General features: G+C 64.3%; 15 protein-coding genes, 1 tRNA gene and 1 pseudogene. 10 read left to right on the top strand and 7 right to left on the bottom strand.

The window, feature by feature from the left end:
- Positions 1-164 precede the first annotated feature (164 nt).
- Positions 165-446, top strand: coding sequence for a hypothetical protein (locus tag KX816_06410; protein QXQ07646.1), 282 nt, complete (start codon positions 165-167; stop codon positions 444-446).
- Positions 447-451: 5 nt separating this feature from the next.
- Here the strand turns inward: KX816_06410 and serS are convergent, their stop codons facing one another.
- The gene (gene serS / locus KX816_06405; GenBank protein ID QXQ07645.1) at positions 452-1717 is read right to left on the bottom strand and encodes a serine--tRNA ligase; all 1266 of its coding nucleotides are present in this window, start codon (positions 1715-1717) and stop codon (positions 452-454) included.
- Between the two features lie 198 nt (positions 1718-1915).
- On the opposite strand from serS, the gene KX816_06400 reads away from it, so the two are divergent.
- The 5 genes from KX816_06400 (at position 1916) to KX816_06380 (ending at position 6907) form a co-directional block, all read left to right on the top strand.
- On the top strand, positions 1916-2656 hold the full coding sequence (locus KX816_06400) for a zinc-ribbon domain-containing protein (GenBank protein ID QXQ07644.1): 741 nt from the start codon (positions 1916-1918) through the stop codon (positions 2654-2656).
- 88 nt (positions 2657-2744) lie between these two features.
- Positions 2745-3965: an acyl-CoA dehydrogenase family protein gene (locus KX816_06395; GenBank protein QXQ07643.1), complete on the top strand. Its 1221-nt coding sequence runs from the start codon at positions 2745-2747 to the stop codon at positions 3963-3965.
- A gap of 32 nt (positions 3966-3997) precedes the next feature.
- The gene (locus tag KX816_06390) at positions 3998-5218 is read left to right on the top strand and encodes an FAD-dependent oxidoreductase (GenBank protein ID QXQ07642.1); all 1221 of its coding nucleotides are present in this window, start codon (positions 3998-4000) and stop codon (positions 5216-5218) included.
- The gene (locus KX816_06385) at positions 5215-6741 is read left to right on the top strand and encodes an acetyl-CoA acetyltransferase (protein QXQ07641.1); all 1527 of its coding nucleotides are present in this window, start codon (positions 5215-5217) and stop codon (positions 6739-6741) included. The genes KX816_06390 and KX816_06385 overlap by 4 nt, the downstream gene beginning before the upstream one ends.
- Positions 6742-6820: 79 nt before the next feature.
- Positions 6821-6907 (top strand) — tRNA-Leu (locus KX816_06380).
- Between the two features lie 551 nt (positions 6908-7458).
- Here KX816_06380 and KX816_06375 read toward each other — a convergent pair.
- The 4 genes and pseudogenes from KX816_06375 to KX816_06360 form a co-directional block, all read right to left on the bottom strand.
- Positions 7459-7902 (bottom strand): DUF2779 domain-containing protein, encoded by a 444-nt coding sequence (locus tag KX816_06375; GenBank protein ID QXQ07640.1) that lies wholly within the window; start codon positions 7900-7902, stop codon positions 7459-7461.
- Between the two features lie 20 nt (positions 7903-7922).
- Positions 7923-9094, bottom strand: a pseudogene (locus KX816_06370) (IS3 family transposase).
- Between the two features lie 60 nt (positions 9095-9154).
- Positions 9155-9712 (bottom strand): response regulator transcription factor, encoded by a 558-nt coding sequence (locus KX816_06365; protein QXQ07639.1) that lies wholly within the window; start codon positions 9710-9712, stop codon positions 9155-9157.
- Entirely contained in the window at positions 9709-12387 is a 2679-nt protein-coding gene (locus KX816_06360; GenBank protein QXQ07638.1) for a hypothetical protein, read from the bottom strand. Before KX816_06360 ends, KX816_06365 begins: the two co-directional genes overlap by 4 nt.
- A 211-nt stretch (positions 12388-12598) precedes the next feature.
- Here KX816_06360 and istA point away from each other — a divergent pair, with 211 nt between their 5' ends.
- The 4 genes from istA (at position 12599) to KX816_06340 (ending at position 16415) form a co-directional block, all read left to right on the top strand.
- Positions 12599-14125: an IS21 family transposase gene (gene istA / locus KX816_06355; protein ID QXQ07637.1), complete on the top strand. Its 1527-nt coding sequence runs from the start codon at positions 12599-12601 to the stop codon at positions 14123-14125.
- Positions 14115-14894, top strand: coding sequence for an IS21-like element helper ATPase IstB (gene istB, locus KX816_06350; protein QXQ08427.1), 780 nt, complete (start codon positions 14115-14117; stop codon positions 14892-14894). Before istA ends, istB begins: the two co-directional genes overlap by 11 nt.
- Before the next feature lie 254 nt (positions 14895-15148).
- Entirely contained in the window at positions 15149-15856 is a 708-nt protein-coding gene (locus KX816_06345; GenBank protein QXQ07636.1) for an AhpC/TSA family protein, read from the top strand.
- 262 nt (positions 15857-16118) lie between these two features.
- Entirely contained in the window at positions 16119-16415 is a 297-nt protein-coding gene (locus KX816_06340) for an antibiotic biosynthesis monooxygenase (protein QXQ07635.1), read from the top strand.
- A 518-nt stretch (positions 16416-16933) separates the two neighbouring features.
- Here the strand turns inward: KX816_06340 and KX816_06335 are convergent.
- Both KX816_06335 and KX816_06330 read right to left on the bottom strand, forming a co-directional pair.
- Complete coding sequence (locus KX816_06335) at positions 16934-17923, bottom strand: YncE family protein (protein QXQ07634.1); 990 nt, start codon at positions 17921-17923, stop codon at positions 16934-16936.
- 10 nt (positions 17924-17933) lie between these two features.
- Positions 17934-20504: a TonB-dependent receptor gene (locus tag KX816_06330; GenBank protein ID QXQ07633.1), complete on the bottom strand. Its 2571-nt coding sequence runs from the start codon at positions 20502-20504 to the stop codon at positions 17934-17936.
- Positions 20505-20614 lie beyond the last annotated feature (110 nt).

Raw genomic sequence — 20614 nt, 5'->3', positions numbered from 1 at the left:
AAGCTCATAAGTTGGCCGATTCGAACGGTCTTTCTCTGTTCGTGACTCCAGCAGGACGTCTCGTTTGCGAGAAATCTCACCAGCCTGGTGTGACGGCGGTCACCGCGCGTGTCGGTCAGGTGCGGTAGAAGCTGCTCCGTCACCTTTTTCGAGGGAGCCGCATCATGTCGAACGCAGCATTGAAATCAACCGGGGCAGCGACCGACCTGCCGCGCCGCAAGGTCGCCGTCGGCGGTCTCGCAGGTGCCGTCAGCGTAATCCTGATTTACGTCGTGAACCACTATTTCCTGAACGCTCCAAGCGAAGCCCTGCCCGGCGACGTCGGCGCAGCGATCACTTTGGCGATCTCGTTCGCCGTGTCGTGGTTCATGCCGCCGAGCGACGACGAGACGACGATCGCCGATCCGGCGGTCAAGCAGTTGCCTGCCGGGCCAACCCCTGCCTGAGTTCGTCAGGCGGTCGCGGACAAGGTCGTGATGCCGGACATGTAGGGGTGCAGGACCGGCGGCACGCGCACGCTGCCATCGGCTTGCTGGTAGTTCTCCAGCACCGCGACCAGCGTGCGCCCGACCGCCAACGCCGAGCCGTTGAGGGTGTGGACAAACTTCGTGCCCTTCTCGCCGCGCATCTTCCAGCGGGCGTCCATGCGCCGCGCCTGGAAGTCGCCGCAGTCGGACACGCTCGAGATCTCGCGGTACTGGCCCTGCCCCGGCAGCCAGACCTCGAGGTCGTAGGTCTTGCGCGACGCGAACCCCATGTCGCCCGCACACAGCAGCATCCGGCGATAGGCGAGCCCGAGCTTGTCGAGGATGCCCTCGGCGCACGTGACCATGCGCTCGTGTTCGGCGGTCGCGGCGTCCTGGTCGGCAACTATGCAGACCATCTCGACCTTCTCGAACTGGTGCTGGCGGATCAGCCCGCGCGTGTCGCGCCCCGCCGACCCGGCTTCGGACCGGAAGCACGGGGTCAACGCGGTAAAGCGCAGCGGCAGTTCATCGCCGTCGAGGATGCGCTCGCGCACCAGGTTGGTCAGCGACACTTCCGAAGTCGAGATCAGGTAGCGACCATCGGTGGTCTTGAACAAATCCTCCTCAAACTTCGGTAACTGGCCGACGCCGAACACCGCCTTCTCGAGGACGAGGAGCGGCGGATTGACCTCGGTGAACCCGTTCGCGACCTGCTCGTCGAGCATCCACTGGCCGAGGGCGCGGTGCAGTCGGGCGATCGGCCCCTTGAGCACGGCGAAGCGCGCGCCGGCGATGGCCGCCGCAGCATCCGGGTCGTAGCCAAGGCGGAGCGCGAGGGCATCATGTTCGGCGGGGGGGAAGTCGAACGTGGGTTTGGTGCCGCGTTCGTGGACAAGGGTGTTAGAGTGCTCGTCTACGCCATCAGGGACTTCGTCAGCGGGGAGGTTCGGGAGCGCTGCGAGCCTGTCGTTCAGCTCGACCGGCTCGCGGTCGCCACCGGCCTGCTCGGCGAGCGCTTGCACTTCCGCCTTGAGCTGCTCGACAAGCCCGGTATTCCTCTGGCCCATCGCCTGCCCGATCTTCTTCGAGAGCGCGTTGCGCGCGGCGATGTTCTCCTGGAGCGCGGTCTGTTCGGTGCGATGGGTCGCATCGAGTTCGAGGATGGCGGCGGCGGCACCCGCCACCCCCCGCCGCGCGAGCGCGGCGTCGAAGGCGGGGCCGTCGGCGCGGATGGTCTTGATGTCGTGCATGATGCGCGTGGCTATGCCGCCCGCACCTCGGGGACGCAATATACCGTTGTCATTCCGGCGAAGGCCGGAACCCCGTTGCATCAGAAGCTCGAAGTTCGGAGTATGTGGGATAGCTAGGTTCAGGCCTTCGCCGGAATGACAAGGTCGTGAAGCGCGGGGATGACGAGGGTTTCAGCGCGTTCTACAGTATCCTGACCAATGATCGTCTCCTGTCCCGAATGCGGCGCGCGTTACCGCCTCGCCGACAATGCGATCCCCGCCGACGGGCGCGCTATGCGCTGCGCCTCGTGCAAGCATCGGTGGTTCGAACTCGGCCCCGAGCCGGTCGAGATCATCAAGCTGCGCGACCTTGCCGACCGGCCGCTGCAGCCGGAGATGCCGATCTTCCCAGCCGATCCGTCTCCGGTGGCCCCTGCCGCAGACCTTGAAGCTACGGCCAGCGAAACCCGCGCCGATCGTCCTCACATCGATTATCTGATCGACAAAGAGGACGACGACGACGAGCGCCCCCGCAGCCATCCTGCGCTGAAGACGGTACTCGCGCTGGTCCTCGGCCTCGGCTTCTCGGCTGCAGCAGCGGCAATGTGGGTGCCCAACCTGCCGACGGTCGACCTCGACTTCAGCCAAGTGCCGTGGCTCGAGCGGATCGTCGCGCCGCCGGTCACGCCGCGCAACCCGGTGACGGTGCGCTTTGCCGTCGACCCCCAGCCGGTCGTGGGCGGACGCATCGTGTTCGTGGTGACCGGGACCGTCGCCAACCCGACCGACGAGCCGCAGCCCGTGCCGAAGCTCGAAGGGCGACTCGTCGATCCCGACGGTGCAGTCTCGTACCGTTGGCGGATAAATCTCCCCGCGGCGGTGATGTTGCCGGGCCAGGAGGTCGCCTTCGACGCCAGTGCGCTCGGCACCACCGGCGAACGCGTCGTCGTCGGCCACTAGCAGATCGGCTAGCGGCCGCCCCCTAGCCGGGGCTGACCAAACCTCTATACGTCGCCATCCCGGACACACCCGTTATCAGGAGAGCGCCGTGAACTTCGACTATTCCGACAAGGGCAAAGACCTCATCGAGCGCCTGCGCGCCTTCATGGGGCAGCATATTTACCCGAACGAGGCTCGCTACGAGCAGGAAGTCGCCGAGGGCGAGCGCTGGAAAGTCCTGCCGCTGATCGAGGAACTGAAGCCCGTCGCCCGCGAAGCCGGCCTGTGGAACCTGTTCCTCAACCTGTCCGAGCACGACACCGACGAGTGGAAGGGCCCCGGCCTGACCAACCTCGAGTACGCGCCGCTGGCCGAGGAAATGGGCCGAGCGATGTGGTCGAGCGAAGTCTTCAACTGCTCCGCGCCCGACACCGGCAACATGGAGGTGCTGCGCACCTACGGCACCCAGGAGCAGAAGGCGCAGTGGCTGCGGCCGCTGATGGCGGGCGAGATCCGCTCGGCGTTTCTGATGACGGAGCCTGCGGTTGCCTCGTCGGACGCGACCAACATCGAGACCAGCATCCGCAAGGACGGCTCGGACTACATCATCAACGGGCGCAAGTGGTGGTCGTCGGGCGTCGGCGACCCGCGCTGCAAGATCGCCATCGTGATGGGTAAGACCGACACCTCGCTGGCTCGCCACGAGCAGCAGAGCCAGGTGCTGGTGCCGCTCGACTCGCCCGGCATTACCAAGGTCCGCGCCCTTCACGTGTTCGGCTATGACGACGCGCCGCATGGGCACTTCGAAGTTATCCTCGACAACGTCCGGGTGCCGGCGTCGAACGTCGTCCTGCGCGAGGGCGCGGGTTTCGAGATCGCGCAGGGGCGCCTCGGGCCAGGCCGCATCCACCACTGCATGCGCTCGATCGGGGCGGCGGAGCGCGCGCTCGAGAAGATGTGCAAGCGCCTGAAGTCACGCACCGCGTTCGGCAAGCCGATCAGCGAGCAGGGCGTCTGGCACGAGCGCATTGCCGACGCCCGTATCGCCATCGAGCAGGCCCGCCTGCTGACGCTCAAGACCGCGTACCTGATGGACACCGTCGGCAACAAGGCGGCCAAGCGCGAGATCGCGATGATCAAGGTCATCGCCCCGAACATGTCGTGCATGATCCACGACATGGCGATCCAGGCGCACGGCGGCGGCGGCGTCTGCCAGGACTATGGGCTGGCCTCGGGCTATGCGGGCCAGCGCACGCTGCGGCTGGCGGACGGCCCGGACGAGGTCCACCGGGCAGCGATCGCGAAGGACGAGCTGCGGCGGTATAACTAGCGTCCCCGCCGGGGCGCTAGAACAGGCGCGCGATGAATGATGCCGATCTTCTGATCGTCGGGGGCGGCCCGGCGGGAATGATGGCCGGTCTGTTGTTCGCGCGCGCCGGCGTTCGCACCCTGGTGCTGGAGAAGCACGGCGACTTCCTTCGCGATTTCCGCGGCGACACCGTTCACCCCTCGACCCTTGACCTGCTGGACGAGCTTGGACTGCTCGAGGCGTTCCTGCAGCGCCCGCACGACGAGGCACCGCGCGTCTCCGTCCTGATCGGCGGCCGTAGTTACAACGTGGCTGACTTTCGACACCTCAAGGCGGTGCGCGGTTTCATCGCGATGATGCCGCAGTGGGAGTTCCTCGACTTCGTTGCCGCCGAGGCGCGCAAATACCCGTCGTTCGAATTGCGCCAGAACTGCGAAGTCACCGGACTTGCAACAGCCGACCAACAGGTCACCGGTGTCACGACCGCAGACGGGCAGACGTTGAGCGCGCGGCTGGTGCTGGCGTGCGACGGACGAGGATCGGTCCTCCGCAAGGCGGCCGGTCTGCCGCTGCTCGACCTCGGTGCGCCGATCGACGTGTTCTGGTTCCGGGTGCCGAAGTTGCGGACGCGGGAGAACGGCACCACCGGAGTCTTCCAGCCCGGGCAGATGGTCGTGCTCATTGACCGCGGCGACTATTGGCAATGCGCTTATGTTATCGCCAAGGGCAGTGCCGACGCGGTGCGCGAGCGCGGGTTGCCGGCATTCCGGGACAAGATCGCCGGCCTCGCACCAACCGTCGCCGATGCGATCGGCGCGCTCACTAGCTGGGACGACGTCAAGCTGCTCGCGGTCAGCCTCGACCGCCTGACCCGCTGGCACCGCCCGGGACTGCTGGCGATCGGCGATGCCGCGCACGCAATGTCACCGGTCGGCGGGGTCGGCATCAACCTCGCGATGCAGGACGCCGTCGCCACGGCAAACATCCTTGCCGCTGAGATGGCGCGCGGCGAACCCGTGGACGGGCTACTCGCCCACGTCGAAGCGCGGCGCCTGTTCCCGGTCAAAGTGATCCAGGGGCTCCAGCGCATCGTCCACACCCGCGTCCTCGAGGCCGCATTGCTCAGCCAAGCCTCCACGGCGAACCCACCGCTGGCGATCCGCGTCCTCGACCGCGTTCCACTACTCCAGCGTCTTCCCGCCTATGTCATCGGCATGGGCGTCCGCCGAGAGCATATCCATTCGCCCAGAGCGCCAACCCACGAGGCCAGATGATCGACCCCCGCACCCCCGTCCTCGTCGGAGTCGCGCAATACGTCGACCGCGACTCCCCGCCTGACACCGCGCTGTCGCCGCTCGACATGCTGGCGAAGGTCGGGGCGGCCGCGCTGGCCGACAGCGGCGGCGCCGGGATAGTGGTCGACACGCTTGCGGTCGTCCGCCTGTTCGCCGACTCCTCGCCCGCCTTCCGTGCGCCGTTCGGTGCCTACACCAACCTGCCGAAGTCGCTCGCCAACCGCCTCGGCCAGTCACCCGCTATGCAGATCTACGGCCCGGTCGGCGGCAACACGCCCCAGATGTTCGTCAACATGTTCGCGGAGGCGATCCGTACCGGCGAAGCCGACGTCGCGATGGTCGCGGGCTGCGAGGCGCTGCGGACCCAGGCCAAGGCGCAGAAAGCCGGGCTGACGCTCGACTGGTCCGACGATCCCGGCGGCGAGCCAGCCTCGCTCGGCAAGGAGACGCGGCTCGTGTCCCGACACGAGATCGCCCACGGCGTCGCGATGCCGGTCAGCGTCTATCCTTTGTTCGAAAACGCCCTGGCTGCCCATTACGGCGACGAGCCGGTCGCGCACCGCCGCCGCATCGGGGAACTGATGAGCCGGTTCACCAAGGTCGCCGCTGCGAACCCCTATTCGGCGCTGCCGATCGAGCGGTCGCCCGAGGAATTGATCGAGCCGACGTCCGAAAACCGCTACATCGGCTACCCGTACACAAAGTACCTGAACTCCAACATGTTCGTCGACCAGGCGGCCGCGGTGCTGCTGATGTCGACCGCCGCCGCTGACGCCGCGGGGGTGCCGCACGCGAACCGGGTCTACCTCCACGGCAGCGCCGACACGCACGAGCACATCCTCGTCTCGGACCGCGTCGACTATCACTCGTCACCGGCCGTCCGCATCGGTGCGGCACAGGCGCTGGGCCAGGCGGGAGTCGATGCCGCCGACCTCGATCATATCGAGTTGTACAGCTGCTTCCCGGTCGCGGTGGAGATCGCCGCCGACATGATCGGCATCGCCCACGAAGACCCGCGCGGGCTGACCCTGACCGGCGGTCTCCCCTACTTCGGCGGGCCGGGCAACAATTACTCGATGCACGGCATCGCCGAGATGGTGGCGCGCTGTCGGGCGCATCCCGGCACCACGGGCCTTGTCTTCGCCAACGGCGGCTACCTGAGCAAGCACAGCTTCGGGGTCTATTCGAGCCAGCCCGCTCCAAACTGGCAGCGCACCGACCCCGCGGTCTACCAGGCGACCATAGACGCCCTGCCCGCTCCCGCCTTCACCGAGAACCCGTCCGGCGAAGGCATCGTCGAGACCTTCACCGTTATCCACGACAAGGGCCGCCCGGCGTTCGCCATCCTCTACGTCCGCCTCGACGACGGCGAAGGCCAGCCCGGCACCCGCGCGCTGGCCCAGATGCACGACGGGCTCGACGCCATGATCGACATTCCCGTGATCGGGCGAAGGGTCGCGGTGACCACCGGCGACCCGGTCAACATGGCCGTCTTCGTCTAAGTCGGTTGCGCACCCGGAAACCCTCTGCTATCCGCCCGCCTCTACCGGACGGGGCCGCGGCCCTGGACATGATGGTCGTGCGGCCATGGCGGAACTGGTAGACGCGCAACGTTGAGGTCGTTGTGGCCGAAAGGCCGTGGAAGTTCGAGTCTTCTTGGCCGCACCACCCAGTCCACAGGTCTGGCGTATATCGAGACCTACCGGGAGAGCCCGGGAATAATGCCCGCTTTCCCGCGGCTTTGCCGCGCCGGGCGTACGCCACTGCAGTCAGTTCGGTCTCTACGACGCGACTGGCGGTCCAATTTTTTCTGAATATCTCTGTGCGCGGTTTGGTGACTGCAGTCGTCGTGATGCGCTCGAGCATCTGTGCTCAGAGGCAGCCCAGCGCTGTGCGTTGGTCAGCCCAGTCGAGGGGTAGATCGACGGACACGAGCCTGCGCCGTGTGAGCGAAGCAGGATGCTCCCCTTCGAGAATCATAGTGACGATGTCAGGCGCGAGGTAGCTGAGTTTGATCAGCCGCCCAAGATGCGTTCGGCAACGACCTTGAACCGAGGCGATTTGATCAAGGGACTGACCTGGCGACGCCATCACCAGACTGCGCGCGGCTTGGGCTTCAGCAATCAGATCGACCAGCCGTATGTCCCGCTTGGCGGGTGCTCCGGACGCGCTGCAGGAATGATCAAGCGAACCTCATGTCCGCGGCGCACCCGAACAGTTCATGCTTGAAGCACAATAATCTCGTTCGCGATCAAGCCTGCATAATCGAGTAGCCCGCAACACATTACGGCGATCTCAATACCACCCTCGCGCAGCGTCACGCGCTTGATGTAGCGATGGAGCAGCACTGTCCAATCGTTCATCGCCTCGGTGTCGCGCCGGCAATAAGCGAGTAGTGCGCCGCAAATAGCCGCCTTCTGCTCGAACGTCGCCGGCGGGTCGATCGCCTTGAGATAGCCGTCCTGCGCGTCGGTACCCGATCTGACGTCGAGATTGTCGTAGCCCAATTCGGGTGCGAGCGTCGGCAGCACAGCTTTAATTGACCAGCTGCCGCGCATGTCGCGGTGGTAGTAGTTGCGGCGGACGACCGGCAACAGATCGACGAGCCGATCAGCCAACGACGTGAGCGTCGGCTCCAGATCGGGGAACTGACCGGCCCCCACTGAGTGGTCCGCTTTGATTGTTAGTGCATTGTTGCCTCTGCCGCCATTGCCGCCGGTAGGTGGAGCGAAGCGGAACCGGACGGCGGCAATGGCGGCGTCGCCGTTTCCGGGGCTGGCGGTCGGTAGCCGAGGCTGCTGTGTGGGCGCACGGTGTTCTAGTGCCGCCGCCAGGCCTCGATCAGCACCCTGGCTTCGGCGAGGCTGTAGAAGATCTCGCCGTTAAGCAGCTCGTCGCGGAGCGAGCCGTTGAAGCTCTCGTTATAGCCGTTCTCCCATGGTGAGCCCGGCGCGATGTAGAGCGTCTTCACGCCGATCTGGGCGAGCCATTCCTGCACGGCGGTGGCGATAAATTCAGCTCCGTTGTCCGATCTGATATGAGCTGGCGGTCCTCTGGCAATAAACAGATCGGCGAGGGCGGCGAGCACGTCTTCATGCTTGAGCTGGCGCGCGACGACGAGCGCCAGACATTCCCGGCTGGCCTCGTCGATGATGGTCAGGATGCGGAACTTGCGACCGTCATGGGTGCGTCCCTCGACAAAGTCGTAGGCCCAGACATGTCCCGGATACTCCGGTCGAAGCCGAATGCAGGATCCGTCGTTCAGCCATAGCCGACCGCGCTTCGGCTGCTTTTGCGGCACCTTCAGACCTTCCCTGCGCCAGATACGCTCGACGCGCTTGAGGTTCACCGTCCAGCCGGCATGGCGCAGCAGCGCGGTCACTCGGCGATAGCCGTACCGCCCGTACTGCTTGGCCAGCGCGATGATGTCATCCGTCAGCGCCTGTTCGTCATCTGCCCCGCGCGGCACCTTGCGATGCGTCGACCGATGCTGCCCGAGCACCCGGCATATCCTTCGCTCGGACACCGGGAGTTCCCGGCGCAACTGGTCAATGCATCGTCGTCGCCGCGCGGGGCTCAGAAGTTTCCCCGTGCAGCCTCCTGCAGGATCAGCTTGTCGAGCGTCAGGTCCGAGATCGCACGGCGAAGCCGCAGGTTCTCCTTCTCCAGATCCTTCATCCGGCGCGCCTGGTCGGTCTTCAGACCGCCATACTCCTTGCGCCAGCGGTAGTAGGTCTGCTCGCTGACCGCGATCCGCCGGCATGCCTCGGCGGCCGTCCCGCCCTGGCCCAACACGATATCAACCTCGCGCAGCTTGCCGATGATCTCTTCCGGCTTGTGCTTCTTGCTCGGCATTCCTTGTCCCTTTCGTGATCCAGAGTATCATAGTCGATGGACCACTCAGGCGGGGGCAGATCACTTGAGAAGGATGCTTTTCATGTGTGATTTCACCGTCTCTTCGGACAAGCCGAGGGAGTAGGCGATACGCTTGTTAGCATGACCGGACGCAGCGAGTTGCAGGACTTCCATCTCGCGTTGGCTAAGGGCCTCATCAAGCGTTGCCAATGCGATCGCAGATGCAACTTCTGGGGCAAGGAACCTGTGACCGCGATGGACCTCGCGAATCGTGCTGACCAGGTCACGACGAAGACTGCTTTTCAGGAGGTATCCGACTGCCCCCGCCTTGAGCGCGCGCGTTGCCTGCACGTCGCCGACGTAGGTGGTGAGGATCACGATCCGCGCCTGTGGAAACTCCGCACGGATCGCACCGACTGCATCGACTCCGCCCATGTCGGGCATTTGCAGGTCCATCAGCGTCACATCCGGCCGCCAGCGTCGATAGCCGTCGACGGCTTCACGGCCGCTTTGCGCTTCACCGACGAGGACGACGTCATCCTGCGCGTCGAGTACGGCCGCGACCCCTTCCCGGAGCAGCGGATGGTCGTCGACCACCATTACCCGGATTGGCGTCATGCTGGCACCTCGGTGCTGGAAAGGCCGAAGACAGCGCGCAGCCGCCGACCGGTATCCCCTGGAAAGGCCGAGCGGCCCGAGACCGTCACCACGATCTTGGTCCCGATCCCGTCGACATTGGCGCCGAGCGCGAGCGTCGCCGCGATACGCCCTGCCCGCTCCCGCATCCCGGTCATCCCGTAGCGCCGACCATCCGCCGGCAACCCGGTCGCCAGCGATAGCCCCCGGCCATCGTCCGAAATCGATACCACCAGCCGGTCCCAGCGATAGGCGAGCACGATGTCGACCCTCGTCGCTTCTGCGTGCCGAACCACATTCGACAGTGCCTCTCGGACGATCCAGATCAACTCGTCACGGACGACCCGGTCCAAATCGCGAGCCCGGCCGGTCTGTCGGATATCGACAGCGATGGAAGCGGGAAGATCCGCATGCGTCACGGTCGAGGTTACGGCGGCGCGGAGGTCGTCTGGCAGCACCCCCGATCTCAGATCGTGGACACGCTCCCGGCCTTCGACCAGCAGCTCCTCGGCCCGCTCGAGGGCTTTCTCCATCAGCCGCCCAAGCACCTGTTCGCGCGGCAGCCGATCGGCGATACCCTGGAAGCGCAGGATCAGGCCATGCACCCCCTGGAGCAATGTATCGTGCAGGTCGCGGGCGATCCGCTCACGTTCGGCCAAGCGGCCTTCGAGCCGTGTCTTCAGCCGCCCGGTGATCGTGTTGAGCCGCAGCCGGTATATCACCCAGATCGAAATCAGCGCTGCGACCGCACAGAGCAGCTTGAACATCCATGATTGCACGAAGGTCGGCGGCAGGGTCAGGCGGACGCTGGCGCCGGTCCTGTTCCAGACGCCATCGTTGTTCGCCGCGATGACCGTGAACCGGTAGTTGCCCGGCGCGAGGTTCGCGTAGAACGCCTGCCGGCGCGTGCCAGGATCGATCCAGCGGTCATCGACACCTTCCAGCCTGTAGCGGAACGCGACGCGCTCGGGCATTGTCAGGCTCAACGCCGCATAATCGATCTCAAGATTCTTCGTAGCTTTTGCCAGCTCGACCGAGACAGGGTTTTCTCTGGCGACGCCGTCAGCGATAATCCTTTTGATAAGCACCGGTGGCACCACAGGGTTACGAGCAAGCTTCGACGGGTCGATCCAGACGATGCCGTTGACGGTCGTGAACCAGACGCGACCGTCGCCGCCGGCTGCGGCGCCGTTTGCTGAGAGCTCCATCTGGTTCACCCCGGGCAACCCGTCGCGCGCGTCGAAAACCGCAGGCAGAAGCGCACGAGACGGGTGATCGAACGCGGCCTCGAGCGTCGTGGTCGGCACGCGGAATATACCAGAGGACGACTGCAGCCAGGTGTCGCCGCGTGGCGTCCGGACGATGCCGGTAACATGATGAAGCCAGGGATAGGTCGCGGGAAGCTGGGCGACGTTTCCCCTTCTGATTCGTGCCAAGCTCGCCATGGTGCCGACCAGCGTGTCGTCTCGCCCAGCCGCGAGCACGCCGAGCCGTTCACCATTGATCTGGCTGGCGGGCCATGAGCCCGTCGAGCCGTCTGGACTGGTCCACTTCAGCCCGAGATTTTCGTAATAGACGAAGTGTCGCCCCTGCTTGTCGAAAGTGAAAAGGGTTGCAAGTTGGTTAGCTGCTAGGGGTACGGCTTCGACCTTGGACCAGGCATCGTCGGCGTAGCGATAGAAGCCACCCAGATGCGTAAGAAACTTCAAGCCACCGTGGTGGTCATCCTCGCACTGAAGGTAAAATCCGGTGAAGTCAGGGCCTTTTACCGCTCTCACGACACTGTTGCGGACGCGGTACATGCCGCTGGTGGCCGCCAGCCAGATGTCGCCGTCACTCGCCTCGCAAATCGCTTGTGGATTGTCGATGTTTCGCAGGATCGGGACGGGTGAGCCGTGCGGAGCGACGCGGTAAAGCGTATCGGTGTCGGCGACGTAGATCGTGCCATGGTGGTCGCCGAAAACGATATAGCCGTATGGCGACATTTGCGGGATGGCTGTTTCGAGTACGACGTTCGCGACGCGGAACCGGTCCAGCCCAAGCGCGGTGCCGACCCAGATGTTGTGCTCACGATCCTCCAGAAGCGCACGGCCTGAGTCCGAAGTAAGGCCTTCCTTCTGCGTAAAAGCCTCGACCCTCGATGGCGTCGACGTACCCGGACGTGGTGGCACGATCCGCACGAGCCCGGCGGAATGTGGCTGGCCCCAGACAGCGCCATCCCGGTCGAACATCAGTCCGCGAAGATCGTGCTTCGGGTCGCTGGGATAATCGATCTTGCCGGGCATGCTGTCACTGGCCGGCGCTGCGATTACTCGCAAGCCGCCTTGGGCATCCGGCACCCAGATTCTGCCCGCCGCGTCCTCGACAATGTCATCGACGCTCTTCGAGCCGTCAGCGACGCGTACAAACCGGTTCTGGCCCGGTCGAAGGACGCGAATGGCGTCGAATCCGCTGATCCACACGGAGCGATCACGGGCGACGTGCAACGCGCGGATGAACGATCCAGCCGGGATGCCTGCAGCGGCGGCAAACGACGTCCAGCAGCCGTTGGCGTAGCGTCCGACCTGTATGCTGGCACCCGAGCCGAGCAGCCACATGCCGCCCGCCCGGTCCTCGATCAGCTTGCGAATGTGGATGCCGCCGAAACCCGGCGTCACGTCGACCTGAGTCCCTTTGCGTTGCAACAGGACATGGCCGTTCAGGAGGCCGATCCAGAGGTCGCCAGACCGGGTTGCGGCCAGCGCTGAGACTGCGCTTGTAGATTTCCAGTGAGAAGTGACCCGGGAGCGGCATAAGTTTTCACTGAGATTTGACCCATGTTTGGACCTGCCTCTGGCTGACCGGCCGGAGGTATTAGGAGTGATCAACATGGATTTACTGAGCGTAGTACGTCGCTGGCGTTTCCGGCAGAAGCTCGCACTTCGGGAGATCGAGCGGCGCAGCGGCTTGTCGCGCAACACGATCCGCAAGTACCTGCGCGCTGAGACGGTTGAGCCGCAGTTCAAGGTTCCCGACCGGCCGAGCAAGCTGGACCCATTTGCCGAGAAGCTGTCGGGCTGGCTGGTGATCAATGCCGGCAAGTCGCGCAAGCAGAAGCGCACGGCCAAGCAGATGCACGCCGATCTGGTCGTCTTGGGCTACGATGGATCTTACGGCCGTGTCGCGTCATATGTGCGGGCGTGGAAGGCTGATCGACAGATTGAACAGCAGACCAGCGGCCGCGGCACCTTCGTGCCGCTGGTGTTCCAGCCAGGCGAGGCCTTCCAGTTCGACTGGAGCGAAGACTGGGCCATTATAGGCGGCGAGCGCGTCAAGCTGCAGGCGGCGCACACGAAGCTGTCACACAGCAAGGCCTTCATTGTACGGGCCTATCCGCTCCAGACCCACGAGATGCTGTTCGACGCGATGACCCAGGCGTTCCGGGTTCTGGGCGGCGTTCCGCAGCGCGGGATCTTCGACAACATGAAGACCGCCGTCGACCGGATCGGTACCGGCAAAGCCCGGCAGGTCAACGCCCGCTTTGCCGCGATGGCCAGCCATTACCTGTTCGAGCCCGAGTTCTGCAACCCGGCGTCGGGGTGGGAGAAGGGCCAGGTCGAGAAGAACGTGCAGGATGCGCGGCGCCGCCTATGGCAGCAACTGCCGAGCTTCCCGGATATCGATGCGCTCAATGTCTGGCTCGAGGAACAATGCATCGCGCAGTGGAGCGAGATCCAGCACGGCAGCTTGCCCGGCACTGTCGCTGATGTGCATGCGCAAGAGGTCGGCAATCTGATGCCGCTGGGTCGGCCCTTCGACGGCTTCGTCGAGCACACCAAGCGGGTCTCGCCGATCTGCCTCCTGCATTTTGAGCGCAACCGTTACAGCGTGCCGGCCTCGTTCGCCAACCGCCCGGTCAGCGTCAGGATCTATCCCGAGCGGATCGTCGTGGCGGCCGAGGGGCTGATCCTGTGCGAGCATGCCCGCATCATCGAGCGGTCTCATCACCTGCCCGGGCGGACCATCTATGACTGGCGGCACTATCTGGCGGTGATCCAGCGCAAGCCTGGGGCGCTGCGGAATGGCGCGCCGTTCACGCAACTGCCCGATGCGTTCAAGCAGCTGCAAAGTCAGTTACTGCGCCGCGCCGGCGGCGATCGCGAGATGGCCGAGATCCTGGCGCTCGTGCTGCAGCATGACGAACAGGCGGTTCTTTGCGCGGTCGAACTGGCACTGGAGGCTGGCGTCGCGACCAAGACCCACGTCCTCAACGTTCTGCACCGGCTCACCGATGGTAAGGCTACGCCAGCCTCCCCGATCGACGCCCCGCAGGCGCTGCGCCTTGCGCAAGAGCCGCTCGCCGATGTCGGGCGATATGACGGTCTTCGCGATGGAGGGCTGCGCCATGCGTCATGATCCCGCCAGCGCCGCAGTGGTCGTCATGCTCAAGGCGCTCAAGATGTACGGCATGGCCCAGGCGGTCGGCGACCTTATCGAGCAAGGCGCCCCGGCGTTCGAGGCGGCAGTGCCGATCATCTCCCAGCTGCTCAAGGCAGAGATGGCCGAGCGGGAGGTCCGCTCGATCGCCTACCAGATCAAGGCTGCCCGGTTCCCGGCCTACAAGGATCTAGCCGGGTTCGACTTCGCTTCCAGCGAAGTGAACGAGGCAATGGTCCGCCAACTGCACCGCGGTGACTTTATCGACGGCGGCGACAACGTCGTACTGATCGGCGGTCCCGGCACCGGAAAATCCCACGTCGCCACCGCGCTGGGCGTCCAGGCTGTCGAACATCACCGCAAGAAGGTCCGGTTCTTTGCCACGGTCGATCTGGTCAATGCGCTTGAACAGGAAAAGGCAATGAACAAAGCCGGCCAGCTTGCCGAGCGCCTGCTGCGCCTTGACCTCATTATCCTCGATGAACTGGGCTACCTGCCGTTCAGCCCGTCAGGCGGGGCGTTGTTGTTCCATCTGCTCAGCAAACTCTATGAGCGTACCAGCGTCATCATCACCACCAACCTCAGCTTCAGCGAATGGGCCGAGGTGTTCGGTGATGCCAAGATGACCACCGCCCTGCTCGACAGGCTTACCCACCACTGCCACATTCTCGAAACCGGCAACGACAGCTTCCGGTTCAGGGCAAGCGCTGCTGCGCCCAAAACACGGAAGGAGAAATCATCAACTTGACCCACACCCCGCATCGCGGGACATAACTTCACCCGGGTCAAATCTCGATGAAAACCCCGGGTCACTTCTCAGTGGAAATCTACACTCAACGACGCGGACGAAGACTTCCATAGCGTGCAGTCGATCCATACGCCTCGTCGCCTATTCCATATTAGAATAGATCATATCTCACTAACCGCCCTACTGCAATGCTCCGGAATAGCTCATTCAGGCGTCACGCCAGCGATGGTGCTGAACCGCCACGGAGAAGATCGATGACTTTCCAGGAAACCTTCGACAAGATTGCACAATCCGATCTGCCGCTGCAAGGCAAGCTCGATGCGTTCAAATTCGAATTCGATACCCGCCTCGCACCTCCGGCAGCAGTCGAAGCCCTGCATCGCTCCGTCGACGAACTGATCGCCTCGGGGGCACCGGAACGCGCGTTGAAGGTTGGCGACGTCGCACCGGAGTTCAGCCTCCCTGACCCAGATGGCACTACGGTCTCTTCCAGAACACTCCTGGCCAGAGGGCCGCTCGTGGTCACCTTCTATCGCGGCAATTGGTGTCCGTTCTGCAACTACGACCTGACCGCACTCGAAGAATGCCGATCGGAGATCGAGGCGCGTGGTGCCAGCCTCGTCGCAATCTCACAGCAGACGGCGCCCAATAGCCGTAAATCGCAACGCCAGAATGGGCTCGGCTTCCCGATCCTCGGCGACCATGGCGGCAAGGTAGCATTGCAATTCAACGTTCGCTGGATGTTGCCGGACTATCTGCGTGTCGCGCACAAGACGCTCGGTGCCGACCTGACACAGTTCAATGGCGAGGACAGCTGGACCCTGCCGATGCCTGCGCGTTACGTCATCGCGCAGGACGGGACGATCATCTACGCAGAGGTGAACGCCGATTACACCCGGCGCCCCGAGCCCTCGGCGATCTTCCCGGTCTTGGAACAGCCGGCGTTCAAGCGGGCCGCCTGACTCCTCTTCAACGTCGCCCAGCCCCTACTTCGGCGCCTTGGGGCACTCGAGGGAGGGATAGGCGATTGGAGTTCCCGTCTGCGCACCACCGCTGCCGGATCGCGCGCCCGATACGGCGCGGCACCCGGTTCGCAGGCGGTTGGAAAGCAAATCTCCAAAAAGCGTAAATCAATATTTACACCAAGGAACTGAGCTGGCGATGTGAAGCCAACTGAGTACAGCGCACACGATCGCGCAAGCATGCCAACCAAAGGAATAAAAAATGGCTAAGTTCGCATTACTGGTCGAGATGAAGGCAAAGCCTGGAAAGGAAGCAGAGGTTGAAACGTTTCTCACGAAAGAAGCGTCGCTGGTGAAAGGCGAGCCTGGAACCCTGACATGGCACGCCGCGAAGATCGAAGGTGAACCGGGGGCCTATCGTGTATTCGACACGTTCGGAGACGAAGCTGCTCGCGAAGCCCATCTAAACGGCGAAGCCAGACAGGAGTTCATCGACAAGGCGGGCGAGCTCTTCTCCGCGGCCAAAATTAGTCGCTTGCAGATTGTTGCACACAAGTAATGCCGCACGCTAGCTCTTGATTTCCAAATCTTCGACGATCTTGGGCGGCTTGGCGCAACGCTTACGCCAGCCGCCCAACCTCCACCGGGAACCCGCCGGCTGGCCCGACGACAGCATTATCGCGGGCATTAATCGCGGTACCCGGTCGGCGGTGGCAATCCGTTACTCCACGACCTGCTGAACCGAATTCCCAAAAGCCGTGGCGCGACGACATCGCGTCAGACGAAACGGAGGCCGCTGGCCAACGCCACGAATACGTCAAATTAAGCGGATCCGTGATCCAAGCCCAGAACTTGGTCATCCGCGTACCTCAAGTTGGAAACTACGCGACGGCGACATTAGGCAATGTCCTTATGATCGAAGATTGCAAGCGCTGTGAACTGAGCAAATCGCCAAAGTTGGCAAGACACAAAGTACCGCTGGGTTACCCGCGTCTGGGTCACTACCGCCCTGCTGCTGCCATTCTAAATTACAGCAGTGCAGGTCATCGCATCCGCTGGCTTAAGCGAACCTCGTGCTCACGGCCGTACGGCCAAGACTTCGAAGCTGCCAGGCACTGCCTTGGGACGTTCCGAGCCGACGGCTGCGGCGAAGCGCGCGCCTGGTAGGTAAACGGTGCCGGTAGCAGGATCTACCGCGCCGGTTCGCGATCCCTTCTGCGTCGCTACCACGGCGACCGCGCGTGGCGTTGACTTGCCGGTCGTATCGATCACCGTCAGCGTGCCGTCGCCGCCCGAGGGGATATAGGCGCGGTCGCGGGCTGCGTCGTACATCACGGCATCCGGGTGCAAGCCGATCGTGATATCGGCGAGCAAGCGCCCCGACCGCGCGTCGATGGTCTTTGCGACGCCGTTGGCGCAGGCCGAGATCAACACCCCACCCTTTGTCGTAGCAAGGCCGCTGGGCTCGTCACAGCCGGTCAGCGCGGTGCGGCGCATGACCTTGCGCGTCGCGAGATCGATCATCACCAGCTCGTTCCTGTCCTCGACGTTGACGAACAAGTGGCCGTGTCCGTCGAGAGCGGCGAACTCGAGCGCACCGCCGACCATGATCGTCCCGACCAGCGCGGCGGCCTTCGGATCGATAATCGAAACGGTCCCCCCGCTGTTGTCCATGACATAGACCATTCGCGTTGCCGGATCGTAGAGCGCGGCGTCGGGCTTGGCGCCGGTCTTGATGGTGGCGGCGACCGCTCCGGTGACCGCGTCGAACAGCAGCGCGCCGCCGGCGACGGTGCTGGTGACGACGCCGGTCGACGTCCCCGGGATGACGAATGCCGCGTGGGTTCGCCCCGTTGCCACGAGTTGCGGCGTGACCGCGCCGGTCGCCAGGTCGACCGTCATGACCCCGTCGGTGCGCGCCACGAACAGGCGGTTGCTGCCGGCATCGACGCTGGCATAATCCCAGCCGCCGTCGGCGCCGGCGATGCGCTTCTGAACGGTCATTGCGCCGAGCGCTACCGAAGCAAGCGACAGCATGGCGAGGGTGGTCACGGTCTTGTGCATCATGTCGGGCCTTTCAGAACTGCAGGCGAACGCCGCCCTCATAGCTGACGTCGTAGAACTCGCGCTGGATCGGTCGATTGGGGGTGCCCTCGTAATAGCGCAGGGGCGTGTTGAGCAGGTTGCGAGCGTTGAAATAGACCTGGACGTTGCGCGTCACCTGGTAGCTCGAGGTCAGGTCGGCGGTCAGCCGGGCGTCCTGGAACACGTCGGCACCGGCGCTGCCGCCGACGCCGAAGATCGCGGCGCTGACGCGTTGCGCGGCGATGCGGACCTGAACTCCGTGTGCCTCGTAGAAGCCGCCGACGTTCCACGTGAGCTTGGAAGTGCCGGGCAAAAGCGAGAATTCGCCCGGTCGAATCTCGATCCGTGAGTCGACATACGTGACGTTGCCGGTGAAGCCGAGGCCATCGAACGGAGCCGGCAGGTGGTCGAACTTCTGGGTGTACGCGGCCTCGACGCCGCGCGCGTGCGAGCTGGCAATGTTGCTGTAGGAATTGACCGTGACGATCTCGCCCTCGAGGCCCGGATAGGCGGAGGTGCGCAACACCCGCGCCAGAGTGTAGTCCTTGAATTCCTTGTCGAACACGCCGACCGACAGGATGCCCGAATTGGGCAGGTAATATTCGATGGCGCCGTCGAAGGCGTTGACCGTCGTCGGCTTCAGCGACGGGTTGCCGACCGATACCGCTAGATTGCCGGCATCGACCGTCGCGCCCGCATTGAGCTGCAGGAACCCCGGGCGGCCGATTCCCGTCGAGTAAGTCGCCCTCGCGATCAGGTTCGGCGCGAATTCATAGCGGCCCTGCACGGTCGGGAAGAAGTCGGTGTATTTCGACTTGCGCGATGACGGCGTGAAGTTGTCGTTGCCATCGGCGCCGATCGTGTCGGTGATGCCGCGATAGGTCGCGTCGGTGACCTCGACGCGAACACCGGCGAGAACCGTGAACTTGCCGAACGTCGCGTTGTATTCGCCGTAGCCCGCATAGACGTTCTCGGTGTCATTGAAGAAGGCGCTGTTGTCTCGCGCCAGGTTCGGGGTCGCGGCCGTGCCGGCGAGCCCCGACCGCACGGCGACCGCGTCGGCGTTGTAGCCGATCGCGTAGTGGTCGTCGTAGAAACCAAACGGCCCGGCTCCCAGCACCGACGTCAGCGCGATCGGCGGCGGGGCGTAGTTGAAGTTGTGCGGTGCATCGATCTTGTCGCGCAGGCGCAGCTTGCCACCGAACTTGATGGTCTCGTCTTCAGCGATCAGCTTGATCGGCACCGTGACGTCGATAACGCCCGAATACTCGCGGTCATGGGCACGCTCGGTCGCGTTGTTGAAGCGGCTCAGGGTGAACTGGCCCGGGTCGTTCGGGTTGAAACCGGTCGGCACGATCGACGGAAAGTCGGGGTTGGTGATGTTGTCGTAGGCGACGCTGAACGGTGCTCCGGCGCGGCTGAAAGTTCTGTTGCGGTCGTAATCCCGGTGATAGGTCGCGCTGGTGTAGGCGACCTGGTAGTCGATGATGACCGCGCCGAGATCGTTGCGGCCACCTGCCGCCGCGACGAAGTTGAGATGGGTTTCCTGTTCGTCGCGCAGCGTCAGCCGGGCATTGGCATTCGGCGCGATGAAGCCGTTCGGATTGGCCGGATCGATCAGGCTGGCGTTCGCTCCCGGGTCGCCGAGGTTCTGATAGTTCAGCAGTTGGCGGTTGACGGACTCGGTGTAGCCGGCGTCGGTGGCGCGCAGGTAGAAGTGGTTCTCGGGCGAGGGATCGTACGACAGTTCGCCACCGAAGCCGAAGCGGCGGCGGTTGTAGTTGTAGCGGCGGAGGTCGGCGGAGTCGAAGGCCTTGTCGGGTACGCCGTCGCCCTGCGCATCGACGTAACCCGCCTCCAGATCGTCGAAGCCGCGGTGATCCTCATGGTAGGAGCCGTACAGCACGATACCCAACGACTTGTCGGGCCCGAAGCGCGTCGCGGCGGCACCGTCGAGGCGGTAGACCTTGCCGCTGTCATGCGCGGGCTGGTAGCCGCCGCCGAACGTCAGATCGACGAATGATTTCTTGATGCCCGACGCGGTGCGCGGGCTGAGTTCGACCGAACCGCCGAGGCCTTCGGCTTCTTGGTCGGGCATGCCGGTCTTGCGAACGATCAGCCGGTCGACCGCGCCGATCGGGATGGTGTCGAGCTCCACCGCCCGTCCGCCGCCACCGAAGTAGGTGCCACCGGGCTGGGTGTTGAGCAGGACGACGCCGCCGAACGTCGCGCCGTTCAAATTGCCGTCGATGCCGCGGATGTTCACGAAGCGGCCCTCGCCGGTGTCGATCGCGAGGCTGACACCCGGGACGCGGCCCAGCGATTCAGCCGCGTTGAAGTCGGGGTATTTGACGATCTCCTCGGCCGCCTGGATGTCGACCAGGTTCGGCGCCAGTCGCTGCTCTTCGCGCGCCGTTTCCGAGCGGCGCCGGGCGGTGACGATGATCTCCCCACCCGCGACGTTGTTGTCGGCGAGCTGGACCGGCGCGGTCTGGGCGCTGGCCGGGACGACTGGATAGGCGGCGGCGACCAGAACAATACTGAACAGCTTTGAGTTAGACATGACCACCTCTGCACTCGGAAGTGCCGGCGGTAGGGAGCGACCGAGACAGTTATGTTACGAATCCAGCTCCGAAATAGATTGGTTATTCCTAATGTTAGCAAACCCTGCCG

The sequence above is a fragment of the Sphingosinicellaceae bacterium genome (assembly GCA_019285715.1).
Lineage (GTDB): Bacteria > Pseudomonadota > Alphaproteobacteria > Sphingomonadales > Sphingomonadaceae > Glacieibacterium.
The sequence above is the reverse complement of the archived record's forward strand: the minus strand, read 5'-3'. Positions and strand labels throughout refer to the sequence as shown.